This is a genomic window from Microbispora sp. H10885 (assembly GCF_014161415.1).
Lineage (GTDB): Bacteria > Actinomycetota > Actinomycetes > Streptosporangiales > Streptosporangiaceae > Microbispora > Microbispora triticiradicis.
This window is the reverse complement of the sequence record NZ_JABBWY010000007.1, coordinates 124,543-147,124: the sequence shown is the minus strand read 5'-3', so window position 1 is coordinate 147,124 and position 22,582 is coordinate 124,543. Positions and strand designations below refer to the sequence as shown.

At 71.7% G+C, this 22,582-nt stretch carries 20 protein-coding genes; 5 read left to right on the top strand and 15 right to left on the bottom strand.

The annotated features are described in order from the left end of the window. Nucleotides 1–4: 4 nt before the first annotated feature. On the top strand, nucleotides 5–1,033 hold the full coding sequence (locus HHX37_RS19715; RefSeq protein WP_220502983.1) for a multicopper oxidase domain-containing protein: 1,029 nt from the start codon (nucleotides 5–7) through the stop codon (nucleotides 1,031–1,033). Nucleotides 1,034–1,046: 13 nt separating this feature from the next. On the opposite strand, the gene HHX37_RS19710 is transcribed toward HHX37_RS19715, so the two are convergent. Further along, entirely contained in the window at nucleotides 1,047–2,225 is a 1,179-nt protein-coding gene (locus tag HHX37_RS19710) for an ROK family transcriptional regulator (protein WP_182879369.1), read from the bottom strand. 276 nt (nucleotides 2,226–2,501) lie between these two features. Here HHX37_RS19710 and HHX37_RS19705 point away from each other — a divergent pair, with 276 nt between their 5' ends. From HHX37_RS19705 to HHX37_RS19695, 3 genes are all read left to right on the top strand, one after another. Then, nucleotides 2,502–4,418, top strand: coding sequence for an endonuclease/exonuclease/phosphatase family protein (locus HHX37_RS19705; protein WP_182886339.1), 1,917 nt, complete (start codon nucleotides 2,502–2,504; stop codon nucleotides 4,416–4,418). A 63-nt stretch (nucleotides 4,419–4,481) separates the two neighbouring features. After that, nucleotides 4,482–4,946 (top strand): RrF2 family transcriptional regulator, encoded by a 465-nt coding sequence (locus HHX37_RS19700; RefSeq protein ID WP_111699706.1) that lies wholly within the window; start codon nucleotides 4,482–4,484, stop codon nucleotides 4,944–4,946. Nucleotides 4,947–4,979: 33 nt separating this feature from the next. After that, nucleotides 4,980–5,765, top strand: coding sequence for an Fpg/Nei family DNA glycosylase (locus HHX37_RS19695; protein WP_182886338.1), 786 nt, complete (start codon nucleotides 4,980–4,982; stop codon nucleotides 5,763–5,765). A gap of 272 nt (nucleotides 5,766–6,037) precedes the next feature. Here the strand turns inward: HHX37_RS19695 and HHX37_RS19690 are convergent, their stop codons facing one another. The 11 genes from HHX37_RS19690 to HHX37_RS19640 all read right to left on the bottom strand — a co-directional run bounded on the left by HHX37_RS19690 (nucleotide 6,038) and on the right by HHX37_RS19640 (nucleotide 18,024). Beyond that, nucleotides 6,038–6,394 carry a helix-turn-helix domain-containing protein gene (locus HHX37_RS19690; protein ID WP_111699708.1) on the bottom strand — a complete coding sequence of 119 codons (357 nt, stop codon included), beginning with the start codon at nucleotides 6,392–6,394 and terminating at the stop codon, nucleotides 6,038–6,040. A 253-nt stretch (nucleotides 6,395–6,647) separates the two neighbouring features. Further along, nucleotides 6,648–7,142, bottom strand: a complete 495-nt coding sequence (locus HHX37_RS19685) for a CinA family protein (RefSeq protein WP_111699709.1) — start codon at nucleotides 7,140–7,142, stop codon at nucleotides 6,648–6,650. Then, entirely contained in the window at nucleotides 7,139–7,891 is a 753-nt protein-coding gene (gene pgsA, locus HHX37_RS19680; protein ID WP_182879372.1) for a CDP-diacylglycerol--glycerol-3-phosphate 3-phosphatidyltransferase, read from the bottom strand. Before pgsA ends, HHX37_RS19685 begins: the two co-directional genes overlap by 4 nt. Further along, nucleotides 7,888–9,300 (bottom strand): 30S ribosomal protein S12 methylthiotransferase RimO, encoded by a 1,413-nt coding sequence (gene rimO, locus HHX37_RS19675; RefSeq protein ID WP_111699711.1) that lies wholly within the window; start codon nucleotides 9,298–9,300, stop codon nucleotides 7,888–7,890. Before rimO ends, pgsA begins: the two co-directional genes overlap by 4 nt. A 30-nt stretch (nucleotides 9,301–9,330) precedes the next feature. After that, nucleotides 9,331–10,074, bottom strand: coding sequence for a helix-turn-helix domain-containing protein (locus HHX37_RS19670; RefSeq protein WP_182879373.1), 744 nt, complete (start codon nucleotides 10,072–10,074; stop codon nucleotides 9,331–9,333). A gap of 177 nt (nucleotides 10,075–10,251) precedes the next feature. Beyond that, nucleotides 10,252–12,813, bottom strand: a complete 2,562-nt coding sequence (locus HHX37_RS19665) for a DNA translocase FtsK (protein WP_182879374.1) — start codon at nucleotides 12,811–12,813, stop codon at nucleotides 10,252–10,254. A gap of 64 nt (nucleotides 12,814–12,877) precedes the next feature. Then, nucleotides 12,878–13,651 (bottom strand): IclR family transcriptional regulator, encoded by a 774-nt coding sequence (locus HHX37_RS19660; protein WP_182886337.1) that lies wholly within the window; start codon nucleotides 13,649–13,651, stop codon nucleotides 12,878–12,880. A 31-nt stretch (nucleotides 13,652–13,682) separates the two neighbouring features. Further along, complete coding sequence (locus HHX37_RS19655) at nucleotides 13,683–14,846, bottom strand: enolase C-terminal domain-like protein (protein ID WP_182886336.1); 1,164 nt, start codon at nucleotides 14,844–14,846, stop codon at nucleotides 13,683–13,685. Between the two features lie 93 nt (nucleotides 14,847–14,939). After that, the gene (locus HHX37_RS19650) at nucleotides 14,940–16,229 is read right to left on the bottom strand and encodes an ABC transporter substrate-binding protein (protein ID WP_182886335.1); all 1,290 of its coding nucleotides are present in this window, start codon (nucleotides 16,227–16,229) and stop codon (nucleotides 14,940–14,942) included. A 44-nt stretch (nucleotides 16,230–16,273) separates the two neighbouring features. Further along, a complete protein-coding gene (locus HHX37_RS19645) occupies nucleotides 16,274–17,152 on the bottom strand; it encodes a carbohydrate ABC transporter permease (RefSeq protein WP_138461426.1) in 879 nt (292 codons plus the stop codon). Nucleotides 17,153–17,166: 14 nt separating this feature from the next. After that, entirely contained in the window at nucleotides 17,167–18,024 is an 858-nt protein-coding gene (locus HHX37_RS19640) for a carbohydrate ABC transporter permease (RefSeq protein ID WP_182874914.1), read from the bottom strand. A 264-nt stretch (nucleotides 18,025–18,288) separates the two neighbouring features. Here HHX37_RS19640 and HHX37_RS19635 point away from each other — a divergent pair, with 264 nt between their 5' ends. After that, a complete protein-coding gene (locus tag HHX37_RS19635) occupies nucleotides 18,289–19,602 on the top strand; it encodes a pectate lyase family protein (protein WP_182886334.1) in 1,314 nt (437 codons plus the stop codon). Nucleotides 19,603–19,644: 42 nt separating this feature from the next. Here the strand turns inward: HHX37_RS19635 and HHX37_RS19630 are convergent, their stop codons facing one another. The 3 genes from HHX37_RS19630 to HHX37_RS19620 are packed head-to-tail and all read right to left on the bottom strand — an operon-like array spanning nucleotide 19,645 to nucleotide 22,368. Beyond that, complete coding sequence (locus HHX37_RS19630; RefSeq protein ID WP_182879378.1) at nucleotides 19,645–20,064, bottom strand: nuclear transport factor 2 family protein; 420 nt, start codon at nucleotides 20,062–20,064, stop codon at nucleotides 19,645–19,647. Between the two features lie 56 nt (nucleotides 20,065–20,120). Continuing rightward, nucleotides 20,121–21,563: an aldehyde dehydrogenase (NADP(+)) gene (locus HHX37_RS19625; protein ID WP_182886333.1), complete on the bottom strand. Its 1,443-nt coding sequence runs from the start codon at nucleotides 21,561–21,563 to the stop codon at nucleotides 20,121–20,123. A 1-nt stretch (nucleotide 21,564) separates the two neighbouring features. Beyond that, the gene (locus HHX37_RS19620) at nucleotides 21,565–22,368 is read right to left on the bottom strand and encodes an NAD-dependent epimerase/dehydratase family protein (protein ID WP_111699720.1); all 804 of its coding nucleotides are present in this window, start codon (nucleotides 22,366–22,368) and stop codon (nucleotides 21,565–21,567) included. Nucleotides 22,369–22,582 lie beyond the last annotated feature (214 nt).

The window sequence follows — 22,582 nt, the reverse complement described above, 5'->3', positions numbered from 1 at the left end:
TGACGTGACGCGACGCCTGTTCTCCCGGCGCGCCTTCGCCACCACCGCGGCGACAGCCGCCGCGGTCGCGCCGTTCGCCGTGGCGAGTCAGGTCACCGCGGCGCCTGCGGACAAGACCACGGCCGGGACCGCGGCCGGCACCACGGCCAGGACCGCGGGCACGCCGGGCGGCGTCCGCCGCATCACGCTCTATGCGGAGAAGCTGCCCGACGGTCAGCTGGGCTACGGCCTGGAGGCCGGCAAGCCCACGATCCCCGGCCCCCTCATCGAGATGATCGAGGGCGAGACCCTCGAAATCGAGCTGGTCAACAACACCGACGTGACCGCCAGCCTGCACGCCCACGGAGTGGACTACGAAACCTCCAGCGACGGCACGCGGATGAACGACAGCGTGGTGCAGCCGGGAGGCCGGTACGTCTACACCTGGCGCACCCACACCCCGGGCACCCGCACCGACGGCACCATCGAGCCCGGCAGCGCGGGCTACTGGCACTACCACGACCACGTCGTGGGAACCGACCACGGCACCGGCGGCATCCTGCGCGGCCTCTACGGACCGCTTGTGGTACGCCGAACCGGCGACATCCTCCCCGACAAGACCCTCACCGTCGTCTTCAACGACATGAAGACCAACAACCTCACCCAGGCGCCCGACTTCACCGCCAAGCTGGGCGAACGCGTGGAGTTCATCGTCATCGCCCACGGCAACCTGTTCCACACCTTCCACATCCACGGACACCGCTGGGCCGACAACCGCACCGGCATGCTGAGAGGCCCGCAGGACCAGAGCCGCGTCATCGACACCAAGACCACCGGACCCGCCGAGTCCTTCGGCTTCCAGGTGATCGCCGGCGAGCGCGTCGGCCCCGGAATGTGGATGTACCACTGCCACGTACAGAGCCACTCCGACATGGGGATGGCCGGTATGTTCACCGTGACCGACGCGAACGGGAACGTGCCGGGCCACTCGATGGACGACATGCCGAGCCCTTCGACGAGCGCCATGCCGGGCCACTCCATGGAGGGCATGTAACGGCGACGCCGTCCTACGCCGTGAAGATCTCCTCGCGGGCCTGGTCGAGCGCGGCGAGGACGGCGCCGCGCAGCACGGGGTTGCCGTCCACCTGACTGGGGATCACCTGAGGCGGTATGGGGCAGATGCGCGCCACGGCCTCCTCCACGCGGGTGGCCAGGCCCTCCCCGCCGGCCCGGCAGACCTCCCCGGCCAGGACCACGAGGCCGGGGTCGAGCACCACGCACACCGAGGCGACGCCGAGCGCCAGTCGCGCGGCGACCTCGTCGAGCAGGGGCTCGCCCGCCGCCCCCGCGGCCACCGCGGCGGTCACGCAGTCGGCCGCGGTGGCTCCGGCGAAGCCGTGCTCGCGGGCGAGTTCGCCGACCGCCTCCGAGCTGACCAGTGACTGCAGTCCGCCCCGCAGCGACGGCAGCCGTCCGGGGATCGCCCGCACGTCGTCGGCGAGGGGCACCCCGGGCACCGGGAGATAACCGATCTCTCCCGCGCTGCCCGATCTGCCGCGGTGCAGGCGTCCGCCCAGCACGACGGCCAGACCGATGCCCCGGCCGACCCAGACGAGCACGAAGTCGTCGGCCTCGCGGGCGGCGCCCCGCGCGCGTTCGGCGATCGCCGCGAGGTTCACGTCGTTCTCGATCGTGACGTCCCGGCGCAGGTCTCTCGCCAGCGCCTCGTGGATGCCCTCGTGCCACTGCGGGAGGTCGAAGGAGAAACGCACGTCCCCTGTGCGGGGGTCCACGACGCCGGGCGTGCCGATCACGACCCCCCGCAGCCGCGACAGCGCGACCCTGCCGCCGCGGCAGGCCTTCACGACGGCGGAGTGCACCAGCGACACCGGGTCGTCCGCGCCGTCGGGAGACGCCGTCACCTCGGCGACGATGTGCCCGTTGATGTCGGCGATCGCCGCCGACACCCGGTCGGGCCCCACGTCGAGCCCCGCGACGTACGCGCAGGAGGGGATCACGCCGTACAGCGCGGCGTTGGGGCCGCGGTTGCCCGCCTGCTCCCCCACGACCTCCACGAGGCCGCGCTCCTCCAGGCGCGCGAGCGTCTGCGAGGCCGTGACCTTGGACAGTCCGGTGAGCTGGCCGATCTGGCCACGCGTCAGGGGACCCGAGGCGAGCAGCAGTTCCAGGGCGGCCCGGTCGTTGATCTCCCGGAGCAGCCGGGGCACGCCAGGACGTCGCTCCATACTCCCGCTTCCCATCGTCTGAGTCTCCCGCTCACCGTCGGCGCGCACCCGCACACCCCTCCGACTTCGCCGGGCCCCCGTCGGCGCTCCCACCACGCGCGCCCGTGAACGACCGGCGCCCGTGAACGAGCAACAAAGTTTTCAGCAAAGCTTAGCGAGCCGGGGAGCGCGGAGAACGCGCCGGTCGCCGCTCCCGGTAACGCTCCCAGCCCGCATGAGGATGGCTTATGAGGACGGCTCACATGACCGCCCAGCCGGCCGGGACGAGGGAGCGCCATGACCGAGACGGCCCGGGAGCCGCACGCCCCGCCGCGGCGCGGGCTGCCCGCTCCCCCGTGGCCGCTGGTCATGCTCGTGACGGGCGTCGCGCTCCTGTTCGACGTGGTGCGGGTGTTCCTGCCGTCCCTCATCACCCTGTTCGGCAGGGCGGGCGAGACCTCTCCCGAACGCATGGGGCTGTACGCGGCGCTGTGGTTCGTCCTGCCGTTCGCCGCGATCTTCGCGGCCCGGCTCGTCCCACCCCGGATCGTCCTGGTGGCGGGCGCGGTGGCGCTCACCGCGGCCCGGCTCTGCCTGCAGGTCTCCGACGGGGGCACGCCCCAGCTTCTGCTCGCCTCCGCCGGGGTCACGGCGGGGCTGGTCTTCCTCCACGGCTGCGCGCGCACGACCAGGGGCGCGTGGGTGCCGGCCGGGCTCGTCGGGGGCCTGGCGGGCGCCTCGATCCTCCACCTGGCCCTCGACCGGGTGGACCTCGTCTGGCGGGACGGGCCGCTCCCCTGGCTCGCCGTAACAGCACTCTGCGCCGCCTTCCTGTGGTCCGTACGCCTGTCGCCCCCGTCGCCCGGCCCGGCCCCGGCGGCCGTGTGGTTCGCGTTCGGCCCGATGCTCCTGCTCGCGGGCATGTACGGCGGCGGCTCGGGCATGCTGCCGCAGGAGGCCGGGCAGCACAGCGGGGCCTACACCGCCCTGATGGTCGCGCTGCAGGCGGGGGCGTGGTGCGCCGCCGTCGGGTGCGCCTGGACGTCGTCGTGGGGCTGGGCGGCGGGGCCCTTCCTGGTCGCCGCGGTGGCGGCGCTGGAGGCGGGGGTGACGGGCCTCGCCGCCATCGTCGCGACCATCGCCCTCGGTGCCTGCGCCGCCGCCGGACAAGACACGGGCGCCGGACAGGACACCGGCGCCGGCCCGGAGACCGCGGCCCGGCGCGGGGGCGTCGCCGTGCTCGGCGGGATGCTGGTGTTCCTGGTGGCGGCCTTCCTCTACTACGCGGCCTTCGACGCCGACCTCGGGTTCCCCAACGCGGTGGTCCCGGTGGCGGTGGCCGTCCTGGTCGCCGTCGTCGCCTTCCGGCGGGGCCGGCGGCACCGGTCCGCCCCCGTACGGCGGGCGCCCCGCCGATGGGGCTCGGCGGCGGTGTCGATCGCGCTGCTGACCGGGCTCGTCACCTGGCAGCGGCTCCCCGCCGAACGGCCGATCGAGGGGGACGAGTTCACGCTCGTGGCGTACAACATCCGGATGGGGTTCGGGCTCGGCGGCCGGCTCGACCTCGACCGGATCGCCGCCTGGGCCGCGGCACGGCGTCCCGACGTGGTGCTGCTCAGCGAGGTGGACCGGGGCTGGCTGCTCAACGGCGGGCACGACGACCTGGCGAGGATCGCCCGGGGCCTGGGGATGCGCTACCACTTCGCCCCCGCCGCCGACCGTCTCTGGGGCGACGCGCTGCTCACGAACCTGCCCGTCACAGAGATCGGCTCCACCCGGCTGAACCGGCACGGCTATCCGACCGGCGCCCAGGCCCAGTCGATCGTGCTGGAGGTCGGCGACCATGAGGTGGGGATCGTCAACACCCACCTGCAGGAGCCGCGGGGGCAGGCGCCCGAGGTCGCGGCGATCGCCCGGCGGCTCGCGGCGGGCGCCCTCCCGCCCGGTGTCGGCGTGGCCGAGCCGCGACCGGTGATCGTGGCGGGCGACCTCAACACCACGCCGTCCGACCCGCAGATGCGGGTGCTGGAGGCCGCGGGCCTGACCGATCCGCTGCGGGCGCTCGGCGACCCGCCGACCTCGCCCGCCGACGCTCCCGTCCGGCGCATCGACCACGTGCTGATCTCGAAGGGGCTCACGGCGGTCGCCGCCGACGTCCCCAGGGTGCCGTTCTCCGACCACCTCCCAGTCGTCGTACGCCTGCGGGTGGGGTGAGACCGGGAGGTGAGAGGGGACCGCGCGTCGTACCGAGGCCAACCAGGCGGGATAATCGGCTACATGCGACTTTCTGCCCGTGTCGACTACGCCCTCCGTGCCGCCGCCGAGCTCGCCGCGGCGGGCGAGGGACCCACAACGGTGGGCGAGCTGGCCAAGGGGCAGGAGATGCCCCCCAAATACCTGGAGAACATCCTGCTCCAGATGCGCCGCGCCGGCCTCGTACGCGGTCAGCGCGGCCCGGAGGGCGGCTACGTGCTGGCCCGTCCGGCCGCCGAGATCTCCCTCGCCGACGTGATCCGCGCGGTGGACGGCCCTCTGGCCAACGTCAGGGGCGAGCGGCCCGAGCACGTCGGCTACCAGGGCGCCGCCCAGGCGTTGCAGCAGGTGTGGATCGCGCTGCGGGCGAGCGAGCGGGCCATCCTGGAGGAGGTCAACCTGGAGCAGATCGCCAAGGGCGAGCTGCCTCCCCGGGTGACCGAACTGGCCGCCGACCCGGCGGCCTGGGACTCGCACACACCGGTGTGAACCGCCCGTCCCTGATCCTCGCGGGAGGATGGCGTGCCGGAGGGTGACTCGGTCTACCGGGCCGCGAAACGCCTGCGGGAGGCCCTCGACGGCCGGACGCTGACCCGCAGCGACTTCCGGGTGCCCCGCCACGCCACCGCCGATCTGCGGGGCCGGGCCGTGCTCACCACGATCTCGCGCGGCAAGCATCTCCTGACCCGGGTGGAGGGCGGACTCACCGTCCACACGCACCTGCGCATGGAGGGCAGCTGGCGGGTCGGCCCGGCGGGCCGGCCGGTGCCCCGGGGCGACGTGGTGCGGCTGGTCCTCGCCAACGCCGAGTGGCAGGCGGTCGGAACCCGGCTGGGGATGGTCGACCTCGTCCCCACCGGCCGGGAGGACCGGGTCGTCGGGCATCTCGGCCCGGATCTGCTGGGGCCCGACTGGGACCCGGGGCGGGTCGTGGGCAATCTGCTGCGGGAGCCCGGGCGGACCATCGGAGAGGCGCTGCTCGACCAGCGCGTGCTGGCCGGAATCGGCACGATCTGGCGGGCGGAGACGCTGTGGGCCGCGCGCCTGTCGCCGTGGCGCGTCATCGGGTCGATCCCGCCGGAGGAGCTGGAGTCGCTGGTCTCGACCGCGCACCGGCTGATGGAAGCGAGCAAGGACGCGCCGTTTCCGGTGACGAGCGGTGATCCGCGTCCCGGCCGGTCACTGCTCGTGTACGGCAGGGCACGCCGTCCGTGCCGGCGGTGCGGCAGTCCGATCAGCAGGGGGGAGATGGGTCCGCAGCCGTCCGAACGGCTCGTCTACTGGTGTCCCGCCTGCCAGCGCCCATAGCGGCGCGAGGGGAACAACCACAGGGGACCAGGCAGTGGGGAACGAGCACGGGGTAACAGGCGCGGGGCAACAAGCGCGAGAGAACGAGCGCGGGGAAACGAGCACGGAGAACAGTCGTGCGACAGGCCCGGCACATGCCCGGACACTGTGCCGCGGCGATCCTGCGTGCGAGGGCTACACCGGTCGCACACCCGGGGGCCGGGCGTCCGGCGTCAGGCACGGCGGCACAACCTCGCCACAGGCGGAGACCCGGGGCGGCGGAAGCGCCGTCTCTAGGCGGCGACCATGTCCTTGACCTCGGGGAAGCCGTCGAACTCGGGGCCGGCGGGCACGGTCTCGGGAATCGGCAGCCGCTCGTGCTCGGGCAGTTCCGCGAGCATGGGGGCGGCCTGCAGTTCGGCGAGCGCGAACTGGTCGGACACCTCACGCAGCACCTGGGACAGCGGGACGCCCAGTGCGCCGCAGATCGAGGCGAGCAGCTCAGAAGAGGCTTCCTTCTGGCCGCGTTCGACCTCGGACAGATAGCCGAGTGAGACACGGGCCACGGTGGAGACCTCGCGAAGGGTGCGATTCTGCCGCACCCTCAGCCGCCGCAGTACGTCACCGAGCAGCTGACGCAGCAGGATCATCTGTCGCTCCCTCCCCAAGGGGGGCGCCTTCACGACGCCTCGCACGGTGGGCTCATGGCGCCCCTTCTTCATCTGCCCTTCGTACATACGCCTCGCCGTCATCATTGGTTCGCTCGGCCCCTTTGCCGGGCGTGCGCCTGTCTTGCTCCTCGCCGATGGCTCACGGACCTCACTCACAGCTCCACCGTACCTGTAGAGGGCAACACCGCGGCAGACCGTGGCGAGCATGTTCGCTGGGGACGTAACGCGGTAATCACCCGAGATGTTCCCCCGAATTTGCCTGTAGCACACCTTCCAAGAGGTCCAAAGCCTCCCGGAGGGTCGCCTTTCTGATCTCGTCCCTGGTCCCGGTCAAGAGCAGGTCACGGTGCCAGAGCCGCTCCCCCGGGCCGGCCAGGGCGATGTGGACCGTGCCGACCGGTCTGCCGTCCTGCGGCTCGGGACCGGCGACCCCCGTCACCGCCAGACCGTAGTCCGAATCCGTCAGCTTACGCACCCCGGTCGCCATGGCCGCCGCCACGTCCGGGTGCACCGCCCCCTCCCGCTGCAGCAGGCCGGGCGGCACGCCGAGGATGCTCGCCTTGAGGTCGGTGGCGTAGGCGACCACCCCGCCGCGGAAGGCCGCCGAGGCCCCCATGGGCTCGGTCATCGCGGCCCCGATCAGACCGCCCGTCAGCGACTCGGCCACGGCGGCCGTCGCGCCCCGGCGGACCAGCAGGGACAGCACGTGCGCCGCCATGCCCGTCATACGGTCCGCGCCCTCTTCGCCACCTGCCGCAGCCGCACCGCCCGCACCACGTAGTCGGCGCCGGTCCCCACCGTGACCACCAGGGCGAGACCCATCGCCGCCCACCTGGCCAGGTCGGGCACGACGGGCACGATGTAGAGCGCGATGGCCACGATCTGCAGCACGGTCTTCACCTTGCCCCCGTAACTGGCCGGGATAACCCCGTGCCGGATCACGAGGAAACGCAGCAGCGTCACTCCCGCCTCACGAGCGATGATCACCAGGGTGACCCACCAGGCGAGCTCGCCGAGGTACGACAGGCACAGCAGCGCCGCGCCGATCAGCGCCTTGTCCGCGATCGGGTCGGCGATCTTGCCGAAGTCCGTGATCAGCGCGTACTTCCTGGCCAGCCAGCCGTCGAGCTGGTCGGTGACGGACGCGAGCAGGAACACCCCCAGTGCCGCCAGCCGCCAGGCCTCGCCCTCGGCGAACAGGAAGACGACGAAGACGGGCACGATCGCCAGGCGGGCGATGGTCAGGGCGTTCGCGATGTTCCAGGTGCTGACGCGGCGGGCCGTCCCCTCCTCGCCGGCGGCGGGCGCCGGCGTCAGAGGCTCTGGTGTCACAGGCGCGGGAGGCGCGACGGGGACGGCGGCGGCCGGCGACGGGCCGATCTCCGCGGTCGCCTCCACCGGCGCCTCCACGGTGGCCTCTACCGCGGCCTCTACCGGGCCCGCCACCTCCACCGGCGGCTCGCCGCGCTCCGTCATGTGCCTGCCTTGATCCGGGCGATCAGGTCGACCCCCTCGGAGTCGACCGCGACCGCCTGCACGATCTGCCCGGGGACCAGGCCGATGCCCTGGACTGTGACCGCTCCGTCGACCTCGGGGCCCTGGTGCGCCGCACGGCCCTCGTATCCGCCGTCGCCGAGGTCCTCCTCGATGAGCACCTCCAGTTCGGTGCCGATACGCTCCTCGGCCCGCTGGGCGGTCAGCTCCTCGGCGAGCTCGGTGAGCGTCGCCACGCGTTCGTCGATCACGTCCTGGTCGAGTTTGCCGTCGAAGCCGTACGCCTCGGTGCCCTCCTCGTCGGAGTAGCCGAAGACGCCGATGACGTCGAGCCTGGCCTCCTCCAGGAAGCCCACCAGCTCCTCGAACTGCTCCTGGGTCTCCCCCGGGAAGCCCACGATGAAGTTGGACCTGACGCCCGCCTCCGGCGCGCGCTCGCGGATCTGGTCGAGGAGGTCCAGGAAGCGCCGGGGGTCGCCGAAGCGCCGCATCCGCCGCAGCACCGGCCCGCTGGCGTGCTGGAAGGACAGGTCGAAGTAGGGCGCGATCCCCTCGGACGAGGCGATCACGTCGAGCAGCCCCGGCCGCAGCTCGGCGGGCTGCAGGTAGCTGACCCGCACCCGCTCGACGCCGTCGGTCTCGGCCAGCCGCGGCAGCAGCTTCTCCAGCGCCCGCAGGTCGCCCAGGTCCTTGCCGTACGACGTGGAGTTCTCGCTGACCAGCACCAGCTCCTTGACGCCCTGGCCGGCCAGCCACGCGGCCTCGGCGAGCAGGTCCTCCGGACCGCGCGAGACGTACGAGCCGCGGAAGGCCGGGATGGCGCAGAAGGTGCAGCGCCGGTCGCAGCCCGAGGCGAGCTTCAGCGAGGCGACCGGCCCGGAGCCGAGCCGTTTGCGCAGCGTGCGCGGGCCGCTCGCGGGGGCGACGCCCCGCGGCAGCGGGTCCTCCTGGGCGTGGCCGGGGATGTGCGCCCGGGCCGCCGAGCGCTCCACCGGGCTGATCGGCAGCAGCGTGCGGCGGTCCCGGGGGGTGTGCGGGACCAGCGGCCTGCCCGCGAGGACGTCGTCGAGACGCTCCCCGATCTCCGCGTAGTCGTCGAAGGAGATGACGGACGCCTCGGGCAGGGCGTCGGCGAGCTGCGCGCCGTACCGCTCGGCCATGCAGCCCGCCGCGACCACCTTCGCGCCCGAGTCGGCCGCGGCGAGCAGGGTGTCGATGGAGTCCTTCTTCGCCGAGTCGATGAAGCCGCAGGTGTTGACGACGACGACGTCCGGGTCGTCGTCACCGGTCTGCCACCCGGCGGCCTCGAGCCGCGCGGCGAGCTCCTCTGAGTCGACCTCGTTGCGGGCGCAGCCCAGCGTGATCAGCGATACGGTTCGGCGAGAAGACATGATGCGAACTACGGTATCGGCAGTCGGCGATTAACGGGGACTCGGGCCGCCCGCGGCGAAGGTCCGCCGCACCATCTGGCCGTCCCTGCCGGGCGCGCCGAGGTCCCTGCCGTTGACCACGAGCCGCACCGCCCCGGCGTCGCCGATGACCATCTTCACCCGGTCCCTGGCCGAGTACGTCGTGGTCCTCCCCTCCGGCAGCGTGCCCTCGAAGATGGCCTTGCCCTTGGCGTCCTTCACGGCGATCCAGGACGGCTTGCGCGTGGTGACCTTGACCACCACGAGGCCGGGCGCGAAGGCCTCCTCCAGGCTCCGGCCCTCCCGGTCCCCCTCGTGACGCGCCTGCCCGTGCTGGGCGGGCGCCGGGAGCCGGACGGCCGTCGGGCCCGTCCTGTCTCCGGAGCCTCCGAGCATCCGCGCGACGACGACGATCACGACGATGGCCAGGGCGACCGCGACGGCCATCGTCCAGCCGGAGCCCCGGCGGCCCCGCTCGCGCAGCACGGCGGCCCCTCCGAACAGCGCCGACGTCCTGACCGGGGAGTCGCCGCCCGGGTGCTCCTGCTCGTACTGCCGCACGAGCTCGTCCGGGTCCAGGCCGAGATCGGACGCGATGGTACGGAGGTGGCCGCGCGCGTAGAAGTCGCCCACCGAGAAGTCGTCCCCCTCGAAGCGCTCGATGACGGTCTCGCGGATCCGCGTGCGCTCGCTGAGCTGACGCACGGACAGTCCGGCGCGCTCACGGGCCTCGGCCAACGCAGCACCTACGCTCATCGTTAAGCCCCCTGTCTTCCAGACCGCCCCACAATGCGTAGTTAGCCACATTCAATCAGCTACTGACTACGAACGGTACCCAAGAGTGGACACAGAGCAACCGCTCTGTCACCTTCGCACCGGTTTCGGGGCCTGGCGAGAGGAGCGCGGCTCAGCCTCCCGCGCCGGAGCCGGCTTTCAGCCGGTCTCCCCGCGCAGGTCGGCGAGCAGGCCGGGCAGGTCGTCGGGCTTGACCAGCACCTCGCGGGCCTTCGATCCCTCGCTCGGGCCGACCACGTTGCGGCTCTCCAGCAGGTCCATCAGCCGTCCGGCCTTGGCGAAGCCGACCCGGAGCTTGCGCTGGAGCATCGACGTGGAGCCGAACTGGGTCGACACGATCAGCTCGGCGGCCTGGACCAGCAGGTCGAGGTCGTCGCCGATCTCCTCGTCGATCTCCCGCTTGGCGGCGGCCGGAGCGGCCACGTCCTCCCGGTACTCTGCCTGCATCTGGACCTTGCAGTGGCCGACGACCTCCGCGATCTCCTTCTCGGAGATGAACGCGTTCTGCAGCCGCATCGGCTTGCTCGCGCCCATCGGCAGGAACAGCGCGTCGCCCTGCCCGACCAGCTTCTCGGCGCCCGGCTGGTCGAGGATGACCCGGGAGTCGGCGAGGGACGAGGTCGCGAACGCCAGCCGCGACGGCACGTTCGCCTTGATCAGACCGGTGACCACGTCCACGGACGGCCGCTGGGTGGCGATGACCAGGTGGATGCCGGCGGCGCGGGCGAGCTGGGTGATGCGGACGATCGAGTCCTCCACGTCGCGCGGGGCGACCATCATCAGGTCGGCCAGCTCGTCCACGATCACCAGCAGGTACGGGTACGGCTGGTAGACCCGCTCGCTGCCCGGCGGAGGCACCAGCTTGCCCGCCCGGACGGCCTTGTTGAAGTCGTCCACGTGCCGGAAGCCGCTCGCCGCGAGGTCGTCGTACCGGCGGTCCATCTCGCCGACCACCCATTCGAGGGCCTCGGCGGCCTTCTTCGGATTGGTGATGATCGGCGTGATGAGGTGGGGGATGCCCTCGTACGCGCTGAGCTCGACCCGCTTGGGGTCCACCAGCACCATGCGGACCTCGTCGGGGGTGGCCCGCATCAGGATCGAGGAGATCAGCCCGTTGATGCAGGTCGACTTGCCCGCGCCGGTGGCGCCCGCGATGAGGATGTGCGGCATCTTGGCCAGGTTGGCCACGATGGTGCGGCCCTCGACGTCCTTGCCGAGGCCGACGATCATCGGGTGGTGGTCGGCCTGGGCCACCTGCGAGCGCAGCACGTCGCCGAGCGACACGAGGTCCTTGTCGACGTTGGGGATCTCCACGCCGATCGCCGACTTGCCCGGGATCGGGGACAGGATCCGCACGTCGGCCGACTTCACGGCGTACGCGATGTTCTTGGTGAGCGCGGTGACCTTCTCGACCTTGACCGCCGGGCCCAGCTCGATCTCGTACCGCGTGACCGTCGGGCCGCGGGTGAACCCGATGACCTGCGCGTCGATGGCGAACTGCTCCAGCACGCTGGTCAGCGCGTTGACGACCGTCCGGTTGGCCTTGGTCTCCTGCTTGGGCGCGCTGCCCGGCCGCAGCATCGCGAGATCGGGCAGCGTGTAGGGCCCCTCCTGGCTGGACAGGACGAGCTGCTCGACCTTCCGCGGCGCCGGGGTCGGCAGCGGCGGCTGCGGCACGGGCTTGGGGAGCTGAATCTCCGGCTCGGTGGGCTCGCCGGGCTCGGCCGAGTCGGCGACGTCGTCCGTCAGGCCGGGGACGATCTCCGGCGAGTGCTCCTTCTCCGACAGCACGGGCGTGTCGTACGGCTTGACCGTGTCGCCGGGCTCGCCGGCGTCGCCCTGCGACCTGCGGGTGCGCTTCTTCGGCCCGGCCGGCGACCTGCGCGGCGCCCCGGCGCCCTCCGGCCGCTCGAAGAGCATGTGCCGGATCTCGGCGAGGCGCTCGGGGACGCGGTGCACCGGGGTCGCGGTGATCACCAGCAGGCCGAAGCCCGACAGCATCACCAGCAGCGGGATCGTGATGAACGCCGGCAGGATGCTCGACGGCGGCGCCGAGACGATGAAGCCGACCATGCCGCCCGCCGCCGACACGTTGTCCATGCCGTCGGTCGGCCCGCCCGAGGGGTACGGCGTGCCGTGGGCGACATGCACGATCCCTAGGATCCCGGCCAGCAGCGCGGTCCAGCCGATGCCCATCCTGCCGGTCTCGGAGTTCTGGTCGGGGTGGCGCAGCAGCCGCCAGGCGAGCAGCGCGAGGAGCACGGGGACGGCCCAGGTGAGCGAGCCGACCGTGCCGCGCAGCACGGCGTCGACGAACGCGGCGAAGCCCGTCTTGGTGTCGCGCCAGGTCAGCGCGGCGAGCACGATGGCGCCCGCCAGCACCGACAGGCCCTGCCCGTCGCGCCGGTGCACGGGGTCGAGGTCGCGGGCGTTCTGCCCGAGCGCCCGCGCGGCCATGCCCAGGCTGTTCGCCACCACCATCCACAGGCCGATGACGACCTTGCCGATCACCAGGAAGACCCAGCTGATCGGGTCGTGTCCGGTGGCGGGCGGGCGTTTCCTGGGCGCGGGCCGGGGCGCAGCCCTGCCTCGGGAGCCGGCCGGGGACCGTTTCGGTGCTGCCGTACGGGACCCGGAGCGCGGCCCGGAGCGGGGCGTGGAGCGCTTGCCGGACCCCTGTCCGGACGTACGGGTGGCCATGATGCCGAAGTTACCCCGGAGGCGGGCGATTACCGGCACGACGCGCCGGACGGGCCCCCACCTGTCAGTAGGCGCGGCGCTGGCGCAGGGCGGAGCGCTCGATGCGCTCGCGCGCCTCCAGCAGGCAGGAGGCGATCTCCTTCTCCCGCTCCGGGGTGAGGCGCGGGATCGGCACCGAGCAGCTGATGGCGTCCCTCGGCGGGTCGCTGATCCGCAGCGCCACGCCGAAGCACCGCAGCCCCTCGGTGTTCTCCTCACGGTCGACGGAGTATCCCTGCTTGCGCACCCGGCGCAGGTCGACCAGCAACTCCTCGGCGTCCACGATGGTGTGGGCCGTCAGCGAGGGCAGCTCTGCGGGCAGCAGCGCGCGCACCTCCTCGTCGGCCCGGCTCGCCAGGATCGCCTTGCCGAGGGAGGTGGTGCTCGCGGGCAGCCGGCGCCCGACCCGGGAGAACGGCCGCAGGTAGTGGCGTGAGGCGCGGGTGGCGAGGTAGACGACGTCGAAGTGGTCGAGCCGGGCGAGGTGCACGGTCTCCCCCGTCACCTCCGCCAGCCAGTCGAGGGCGTCGTGCGCGAGCTGGACCACCGGGTCGCCGTCGATGTACGTCGCCCCGACCAGCAGGGCCCGCATCCCGATCCGGTAGAGCGTGCCGGTGATGTCGGTCTCGATCCAGCCGAGGTCGACCAGCGTGCGCAGCAGAGCGTGCAGGCTGCTCTTCGGGTAGCCCAGCTTGCCCTGCAGGTCGGTGAGGCTGTGCAGCCCGGGATACTGCGCGAAGAAGTCGAGCAGCTCGACCGTCCGGAGCGCCGACTTCACGTGCGGCACGGGTTCCGCCATTTGGTACCTCCCTGACCCGCCTGTCCGCCTCCTATTGTGAGCCGGTTCCCCAGGAGGCGACCGTACGGGAGGCGATGTAGTCCACATCCAGATCATCCCCCAGTCCGGGGGCATCCGGCATCCGCACCTTCCCGTCCACGAGCGGGTCGACGATCGACCGCAGGTGCGGGGCGGGGGTGTCGTAGTCCGAGTGCGGATGCAGCAGGCCCCGCTCGTACCACCGCCCGCACAGCGTGGCGCCGATCACGGCCAGGGCGCCGGACCCGTTGCCGTGGATCTCGCAGTCCATGCCGAACGACTCGGCGAGGTGCACGGTCTTGACCGCCGGGATGATCCCGCCGGAGCCGACCACGCCCACCCTGAGGATGTCGCACGCCCCGGCGGCCACCCACTCGGCCCGGGCCATGTGCTTGCCCCAGGAGGTCTCCGGCCCGAGGATCGGCGTCCTGAGCTGGTCGGCGAGCCACCGGTACGACTGCACCGACGCCTCCTCCATCGGCTCCTCGTACCAGGCGAAGTCCAGCTCGTCGAGGGCCCGGCCGAGGGTGAGGGCCTCGGAGCGGGAGTACCAGTGGTTGCTGTCGAGCATGAGCGCGACGTCCGGGCCGACCGCGTCGCGGACCGCCGCGCACGCCTCGATGTCGCGGTCCACGCCGTACGGCATGGGCGGCATCCAGGTGTGCAGCTTGATCCCGCGGTAGCCGCGGGAGACCAGGTCCTTGGCGAAGGCGGCGTAGTCCTCGGGGGTGGCCAGGCCGCCGGGGATGTCGTCGCCGCACATGGTGCTCGCGTACGCCGGCACCTCGGCGCGGGCGCCGCCGAGGAGCTTCCAGACGGGCAGGCCGAGCCTGCGCCCGGCGAGGTCCCACAGCGCCTGGTCGGCGGCGCTGAGCGCCCGGTCGGAGAGGTTGCCCTGGGCGCCGCGCTGGCGGCGGGCGACGCGGTGCCACAGCCGCTCCCGGTCGAGGCTGTCCTGGCCGATCAGCGCCGGGCCGATGTGACCCGCGATCACCGCCTCCCGTACGGTGTCCGGCGCGGCCAGGCAGCGTCCGGTGGCGCCGTCGCTGTCGGTGATCGTGAGCAGCGCCTCCCGCACCTCGCGGGGCGGGCCGGGGTGCCGGTGGCCGTGCCCGTCGACCACGGACCTGGTGACCGTGGTGAAGACCGTGACGACGACGCGTTCGACGACCGCCATGGAACCTCGCCTCCTCAGTGGGCTGGCCTCAGTGGTTGAGAGGGCCGGTGCGCGGTCAGGGACGCACCGGCCCGGTCCGGGGGTGACCGCCGCTCAGCCGCCGTTGGCCTTCTTCCATTCGGCCTGGGCGTCGGTCAGCTTCTGCGCCAGGGTGTCGAGGAACTCCTGGGGCCTCATCTGGCCGAGCAGCACCTTCTGGAAGAGGGGCTCTGTGTCGGCCTTGGTGATGGAGGAGAACTGGGGCAGGTAGTACGGCGGGGACACGACCTGCGTGTTCGGGTCGTTCAGCGTGTCGACGGCCGTCTTGAGGTGGTCCAGGCCCTGCACCCAGGAGTCGCCCTGCGCGTCGGTGTTGGCCGGGATCTGGCCCGTCTGCTGGTTCCAGTAGCTGTTGCCGTCATGGGAGACGAGGAACTCCACGAACTTCCAGGCGGCGTCCTTGTGCTCGCTGTTCTTGAACACCGCGAAGCCGTCCACGGGGTTGGCGACGACGGTCCGCCTGCCCCCGGGGCCGGTCGGCAGCGCGAAGGCGCCGATCTTGTCCTTGCCGTGGGCCTTGACGTGGTCGTTGTAGGAGCCCAGGTTGTGGTGCATCATCGCGATCTTCCCGGTGCCGAAGGCGGCGACCATCTTCGGGAAGTCGTTGGTGACGTCGGCCTCGGGGGTGTCCTTCTTGTACAGCCCGGCCATCCTGGTGAGGAACTCGGCGTTCTTCGGGTCGTTGACCGTGCTCCTGCCCGAGGCGTCGAAGAACTGGCCGATCCCCGAGTAGGAGTACATCTCGGCCAGGATCTGGAAGATCGACCCGGCGCCGCCGCGGATGGTGTAGCCGTACTGGTCGGGCTTCCTGGTCAGCCCGTCGGCGTCCTCGAAGAACTCGTCCCAGGTCTGCGGGGCCTTCTGGAGCCTGTCCTTCAGGTACCAGACCACGTCCATGTTGGAGGTGTTCGGCACCAGGTAGAGCTTGCCGTCGGGCACGGTCTTGCGGACCGAGTCGAGCATCGGCGTGGCCAGCCTGCCGTTCACCGAACTCTTGGCCAGCCACTCGTCCGCCGGCTCCAGCGCCTGCTGGCCGGTCAGGTTGGCCAGGTACGACGTGGTGACGCCGCCGACGTCGGGGGTGTCGCCGCCCGCGACGGCCGTGTCGTACTTCTGCTGGACGGAGGCGATCGGGACGCCGACGTACTCGACGTGGATCTTGGGGTTGGCCGCCTCGAACCGCTTGATCAGCTCCTGGTAGATCGGAGTGCGGGCGCCGCCGTTGTTGTCCCAGAACGTGATGGTCGTCTTGCCGGAGCCCTCGCCGGAGCCCGAGTCGGACCCGCACCCGGTGGCGGTGACGGCGAGAACGGCGAGCGCCGCCCAGGCCACCTTCATCTTCATGGTTCCTCCTGGTCAGGAGAGGCTGTGTGGAGCTGGGGGGATCGCTATCCCTTGACCGCGCCGGCGCTGATGCCGTGCACGAGATAGCGCTGGACCACTGCGAACACGCAGACCACCGGCAGAGCGGCGACGACGCCGCCGGCCGCCAGAGCCCCGAAGTCGGCGCTGTACTCCCCGATCGTGTAGCTGAGCCCGACGGGGATCGTGAAGCTGTCCTGCCTGCTGACGAACATCAGCGCGAACAGGAAGTTGTTCCACGTGTGGATGAACGCGAACGACCCGACCGCGATCAGGCCGGGCCGCAGCTGCGGCAGCACGATCGCGAGGAAGCCGCGCAGCCGGCCGCAGCCGTCGACCATCGCGGCCTCCTCCACCGTGAACGGCACGGCCGAGACGAACCCGCTCATGAGGATGATCGACAGGGGCAGGTTGAAGACGGTGTCGGCGACGATCAGGCTGCCGAGGCTGTTGATGAGGCCGAGCGTCTTGAAGATCGAGAACAGCGGGATCAGCATCATCGCGCCGGGGACGAACTGGGTGCACAGCAGCACGACCATGAACAGGCTCCGGCCGCGGAACCGGTACCGCGCCAGCGCGTACCCGCCCATGACCGCGATCACCGTGGTGACCAGCAGCGACCACACCCCGACCACGACGCTGTTCCGGAAGAACACCGCGTAGCCGATGTCGTTCCAGACGGTCTCGAAGTGCTCGAACGTGATCGGCCACGGCACCGGGTCGGCCGAGCCCGCCGGCCGCAGGGCGAAGACCAGCATCCAGTAGAACGGCACGAGCGTGAAGATCAGATACATCCCGAGAGGGACGTAGAGCCGCAGCACCCGGCCGGGATCCCGTCTCGGCCGCCCGGGGCGGGCCTCGGGCACCGCTCGCGGACGCGGGCGGGTCATGACGTCGGCGCTCATCGCCGGAGCCCTCCTCATCGGTCCTCGCCGAACCGGCTGAGCCGGAGGTAGAGGACGGAGCAGAACAGCAGGATCACGAAGCCCGCCATCGTCAGCGCCGAGCCGTACCCGAAGTCCTTGGAGTCGACGGCGCGCTGCGCGACGTACAGCGGCAGCGTGGTCGTGACCTGCGCGGGACCGCCGCCGGTGAGCGTGTAGAGCAGGTCGACGTTGTTGAACTCCCAGACCCCGCGCAGCAGCGTGGCCAGCACGATCGCGTCGCGCAGGTGCGGCAGCGTGACGTGGCGGAAGCGCCTGAGACGCCCGGCGCCGTCCACCGCCGCCGCCTCGTACAGCTCGCCCGGGATGCCCTGCAACCCGGCGAGCAGGAGGATCGCGAAGAACGGCACGCCGCGCCACAGTTCCGCCACAACCACGGCCGGGAAGACCGTGTCCGGATTGCCGAGGACCGCCGCCTCGGGCTGCCCGAGGAAGCGCAGGACGCCGGTGCCCGGCGTGTAGAGCAGGATCCAGATGCCCGTCGTCAGCACTCCGGAGACGGCCCACGGGGAGAACACCAGCGACCGGGCGAGCCCCCGCCCGATGAAGCTTTCATTGACTATCAACGCGAGGGCCAGTCCGAGGATCAGCTGGAGACCGATCTCGGCGATCACCCATTTGGCGGTGAATCCCAGGCTGTGCCAGAAAACCTCGTCCTCGGTCAGCATGCGCCGGAAATTGTCCAGCCCGGCGAAGCCGTCCGCCCATGGCCGGGTGAGGTTGCGGTGCTGCAGGCTGTAGTACGCGACGCTGCCGATCGGATAGACGAGGAACGCGGCGATCAGCGCGACCGTCGGCGAGATCAGCAGGTACGGCACGGCCCTGCGGCGCATCGTCGTCACCGGCCCATCTCCTCCGCGTACGTCGTCCCGGCCCCTCCGAGACATATTCCTGAACGCCGTTCACAAACGTGGACGACAGATCAACGGTGATATTCCGCACTCGTCCTGTCAAGGACTCGTGTCCTATTCGAGACATTCACTCTTGGCACACCAGCACGCCTTGACCGCCGGCACGACTGGCCGTACGGTCCGGGTGTTCACAAATATGAATCGAGTTCAGAAGGATGACGGCACGACCGAGGAACGGAGACAGTCATGCCCGCACGATCCCTGCTCGTGCCCGCCGTCCTGGCGCTCACGGCGCTCACAGCGGCCGTCCCGGTTCCGGCGGCGAGCGCCGCCGGAAGTGATCCCGCCGGAAGTGATCCCGCCGGAGTCGAGCTCGGGCGGCAGACGCTGCCGGCGGGGGACGGCTGGGCCTCGGCCGGCGCCGGCACCACCGGCGGCGCGGCGGCGCCCGCCGCCAACGTCCGGGTGGTCACCGACCGGGCGGGCCTGGTCGCGGCCCTCGCCTCCCCCGGCCCCAGGGTCGTCTACGTGAAGGGCGTCGTCGACGTCGACAGGACCTGCGCGGACTTCGCCACCGGCGGATACACCCTCGCCGGTTACCTCGCGGCGTACGACCCGGCCGTGTGGGGCCGCGCCACCGAGCCGTCCGGGCCGCTGGAGGACGCCCGGGCCGCCTCTGCGGCGGCGCAGACGAAGTACGTCAAGCTCAAGGTGCCGTCGGACACCACGATCGTCGGCCTGCCCGGAGCGACCATCCGGCACATCAACCTGCACGTGGACAAGGCCGACAACGTCATCATCCGGAACATCCGCTTCGAGGACGCGGCCGACTGCTTCCCCCAGTGGGACCCCACCGACGGCGACGAGGGCAACTGGAACTCCCTCTACGACAACATCTCGGTGACCGGTTCGACCCACGTGTGGATCGACCACAACACGTTCACCGACGGGGACAACCCGGACGCGGACCAGCCGGTCCACTTCGGCCGGCCGTACCAGGTGCACGACGGCCAGGCGGACATCACCAGCGCGTCCGACCTCGTGACCGTCTCCTGGAACAGCTTCCGCGACCACGACAAGACGATGCTGATCGGCTCGACCAACAATCCCGCGAACGACCGGGGCAGGCTCAGCGTCACCGTGCACCACAACGAGTTCTACGACAACCTGCAGCGCCTGCCGCGGGTGCGGTTCGGCAAGGTGCACGTCTACAACAACTACTACCAGGCGCCCGACGCCGCGACCTTCGTGTACGCGCTGGGCGTGGGCGTGGAGTCCCAGATCTACGCGGAGAACAACTACTTCCGGCTCAGCCGGGCCGTGGACCCGGCCGCGCTGCTGTACGACTGGGGCGGCACCGCCCTCACCGCCAGGGGCAACCTGCTGCGCGTCGGCGGCACCGAACGGCCGATCGACCTGGTCGCGACGTACAACGCGAAGCACGACCCCGATCTCGGCGCGGACGCGGGCTGGACCCCGGCCCTGCACACCGGGATCGACCCCGCCGCGGCGGTGCCCAGGGAGGTCTCCCGGCACGCGGGAGCCGGGAAGATCCGCTGACGTCCGCGCGATCTCCCCTGGCCCGCCTCAGGCCGGCAGGCCTCAGGCGGGCATGCGGAGCCCGAGCTGGACACACAGTTCAAGCTGGTCGTAGAAGACCTCGCTGCATCCGATCAGGCCGCACACGACGTCGATGTCGAACATCCAGCAGGAACGCACGCTGACCCGCCGCCCGGTGGCCTCGACCACCTCCCCCGTGGTGAGCGGGAACGGGCCGGCGTGCGTACCGGTGCCCACGGCGGCCGCGGCCACGGCGGCGTCTGTGACGATCTTCTGCCACACCGTGACGCGCACGTCGGGGAACGCCTGCCAGACCAGCGTGTGGTACGACGCGACCTCCGAGCGGCCCTCGGCGGGCCCGCCGGGCCCCACCGCCTTGGGCTCCCGGCCGTAACAGGCCATGACCTCCCCGAGGTCGTGGGCGTTGTAGGCGCTGAAATACCGCTCAACCACGTGGAGCACGGCGAGACCCCCGTTTCCCGCACATCCGGAGTCCAGGTTACGCGGGCGTACGGCCGTCAGGAGAGGCGCGGGCGGCCGTCCACCCGCTGGGGCACGCCGAGGGGGTTGCCGTCGCGCAGCTCCGGCGGGAGCAGGTCCTCCGGCCAGTCCTGGTACGCCACCGGGGTCGTCCAGCGCCTGATGGCGGCCGCGCCGACGGAGGTGTGCGCCGGGGTGGTGGAGGCGGGCCAGGGGCCGCCGTGGTGCATCGCCCAGGAGACGGCGACCCCGGTGGGCCAGCCGTTCCAGATGAGCCGCCCGGCCAGCCGGCGCAGCACCGGCAGCAGGTCGCGGGCCTCCTCGGGCCCGGCGGCGTGCACGGTCGCGGTCAGCGATCCGGGCAGCCGCCGTAGCACGGCGGGCAGGTCGGCGGGGTCGCGGTAGCGGACCACGATCGCCGAAGGGCCGAAGCACTCCTCCCCCAGCTCGGGCAGCCCGTCCGCGAAGGCCTCCAGGCCGGCGGCGAACACCCGCGGGGTGATGCCGTCCACCTCGCCTCCGCCGGCCAGCACGGTGAGCCGCTCGGCGAGCCTGCCGGACGCCCTCAGGTAGCCCTCACGGATCTTGGCGGTCAGCATGGGCCCGCCGCTGGTCCCGGCCACCGCCTCGGCGATCGCCCGCTCGAACCCTCCCTCCGCCGGGACGAAGACCAGGCCGGGGTTGGTGCAGAACTGGCCCACCCCGAGCGTCAGCGAGGCCGCGAACCCGGAGGCCACGGCGGCGGGATCGGCCGAGGGCAGCACGACGACCGGGTTGACGCTGCCCAGCTCGCCGTAGAACGGGATGGGGTCGGGCCGCTCGTCGATCAGCTTCTGGATCGCCTTTCCGCCCGCGAGCGAGCCGGTGAAGCCGGCCGCCGTGACGAGCGGATGCCGCACCAGCGGGGCCCCCGCCTCGAACCCGTGCACGAGCCCGAGCAGGTCCGGGTCGGGCAGGGCCCGCCGTACGACGGACGCGGTGAGGTCGGAGGTGCGCGGGTGACCCTCGTGCGCCTTGACGACGACCGGGCAGCCGGCCGCGAGGGCCGACACCGTGTCGCCGCCCGCCACGGAGAACGCGAAGGGGAAGTTGCTCGCCGCGAAGACGGCGACGACGCCGAGCGGATGGTTCATCCGGCGCACGTCGGGACGCGGCGGCGTGGCGCCGGGGTCGGGGTGGTCGATGACCGCCTCGGCCCATCCGCCGTCACGCAGGACGTCCGCGAACAGCCGGAACTGCGCGGCCGTACGGGCGACCTCCCCACGCAGCCGCGCCTCGGGCAGGCGTGTCTCCTCCGCGGCGACCGGCCACAGCTCCTCGGCGTGCTTGAGCAGGGCGTCGGCGACGGCTTCGAGCACGGCGGCGCGCTCGGCCGCGGGGGTCGCACGCCAGGCCTCGCCCGCCGCCGCGGCCCGCGCGACCGCCTCGTCCACCGCCTCGTTCGTCGCTTCGTTCGTCGTTCCAGTTGCGGGGCCGGTCATCTCATCCCTCCGCCGTGAGATTGTCGACGTCGTAGCGGGGACCGCAGAACGCCCCGCCGACCACGGAGTGCGGCAGTTCGCCGAGGTCCGGCTCGCCGTACTCGCCGACGAGCGTATCGGCGAAGACCTCGGCGTCGTCCTTCGGCTCGTAGCCGATGGCCCTGCCCTCCTCCAGCGACCACCAGCGGCGCGTGTTGGCCGACACGCCCCAGACCACGTGGAAGCCGTCGGCCGCCAGCGCCGCCTCGACCAGCCGCGCGCAGTCGTCGGGCGACAGCCACGTCGACAGCATGCGCACGTCCCTCGGCCGCTCGAAGCAGGAGCCGATGCGCAGGCACGTCACCGCGAGTCCGTAACGGTCGTGGTAGAGGGAGCCGAGCGCCTCCTTGGCGACCTTGCTGACGCCGTAGAAGGTGTCCGGGCGCGGGAACAGGTAGTCGGGGGCCTCACCCTCGCCGCGCGGGGCGAACCCGACGGCGTGGTTGCTGCTGGCCAGCACGACGTGGCGGACCCCGGCCCGCCGCGCGGCCTCCAGCACCACGTAGGTGCCGTTGACGTTGACGTCCAGGATCTGCTCCCAGGGGCGTTCGAGGCTGTGCCCGCCCAGGTGGAGCACGGCGTCCACGCCGTCCATGGCCGCCGCCACGGCCTCCTCGTCGGTGATGCTGGCGGCCACCCCCTCCTCGCCGGGCCCCGCCTTCAGGGGCGCGACGTCGAGCAGACGCAACACGCGTCCCTCCTTGGCCAGCCGGGGTCGCAGCAGCGTGCCGACGCCGCCCGCCGCGCCGGTGATGAGAATACGCATGTGCCCTCCTGTCGGAATCTGTCCTGGTTCTGGCCCTGATATCGCTTCGCAGTTTCGCAGCAAGGCCAGCGTGTTCACAACAACGGGTGTTGTTCACATATATGACCGACCATTCCTCTCGCATGCCGTCTCCGTCCTGCGTTGACTTCACAAACAGAGCCCGACTAGCGTCAAGAACAGGATCAAGGACACTGTCCACGTATGTGGACGGGAG

Bases quoted from the DNA above. Each gene is read 5' to 3' on its own strand.
- HHX37_RS19710 (WP_182879369.1), bottom strand. From the start codon at position 2,225: ATGGAGCGACGTCCTGGCGTGCCCCGGCTGCTCCGGGAGATCAACGAC.
- HHX37_RS19705 (WP_182886339.1), top strand. From the start codon at position 2,502: ATGACCGAGACGGCCCGGGAGCCGCACGCCCCGCCGCGGCGCGGGCTG.
- HHX37_RS19700 (WP_111699706.1), top strand. From the start codon at position 4,482: ATGCGACTTTCTGCCCGTGTCGACTACGCCCTCCGTGCCGCCGCCGAG.
- HHX37_RS19690 (WP_111699708.1), bottom strand. From the start codon at position 6,394: ATGATCCTGCTGCGTCAGCTGCTCGGTGACGTACTGCGGCGGCTGAGG.
- HHX37_RS19685 (WP_111699709.1), bottom strand. From the start codon at position 7,142: ATGACGGGCATGGCGGCGCACGTGCTGTCCCTGCTGGTCCGCCGGGGC.
- pgsA (WP_182879372.1), bottom strand. From the start codon at position 7,891: ATGACGGAGCGCGGCGAGCCGCCGGTGGAGGTGGCGGGCCCGGTAGAG.
- rimO (WP_111699711.1), bottom strand. From the start codon at position 9,300: ATGTCTTCTCGCCGAACCGTATCGCTGATCACGCTGGGCTGCGCCCGC.
- HHX37_RS19670 (WP_182879373.1), bottom strand. From the start codon at position 10,074: ATGAGCGTAGGTGCTGCGTTGGCCGAGGCCCGTGAGCGCGCCGGACTG.
- HHX37_RS19665 (WP_182879374.1), bottom strand. From the start codon at position 12,813: ATGGCCACCCGTACGTCCGGACAGGGGTCCGGCAAGCGCTCCACGCCC.
- HHX37_RS19660 (WP_182886337.1), bottom strand. From the start codon at position 13,651: ATGGCGGAACCCGTGCCGCACGTGAAGTCGGCGCTCCGGACGGTCGAG.
- HHX37_RS19655 (WP_182886336.1), bottom strand. From the start codon at position 14,846: ATGGCGGTCGTCGAACGCGTCGTCGTCACGGTCTTCACCACGGTCACC.
- HHX37_RS19650 (WP_182886335.1), bottom strand. From the start codon at position 16,229: ATGAAGATGAAGGTGGCCTGGGCGGCGCTCGCCGTTCTCGCCGTCACC.
- HHX37_RS19645 (WP_138461426.1), bottom strand. From the start codon at position 17,152: ATGAGCGCCGACGTCATGACCCGCCCGCGTCCGCGAGCGGTGCCCGAG.
- HHX37_RS19640 (WP_182874914.1), bottom strand. From the start codon at position 18,024: ATGCGCCGCAGGGCCGTGCCGTACCTGCTGATCTCGCCGACGGTCGCG.
- HHX37_RS19635 (WP_182886334.1), top strand. From the start codon at position 18,289: ATGCCCGCACGATCCCTGCTCGTGCCCGCCGTCCTGGCGCTCACGGCG.
- HHX37_RS19625 (WP_182886333.1), bottom strand. From the start codon at position 21,563: ATGACCGGCCCCGCAACTGGAACGACGAACGAAGCGACGAACGAGGCG.
- HHX37_RS19620 (WP_111699720.1), bottom strand. From the start codon at position 22,368: ATGCGTATTCTCATCACCGGCGCGGCGGGCGGCGTCGGCACGCTGCTG.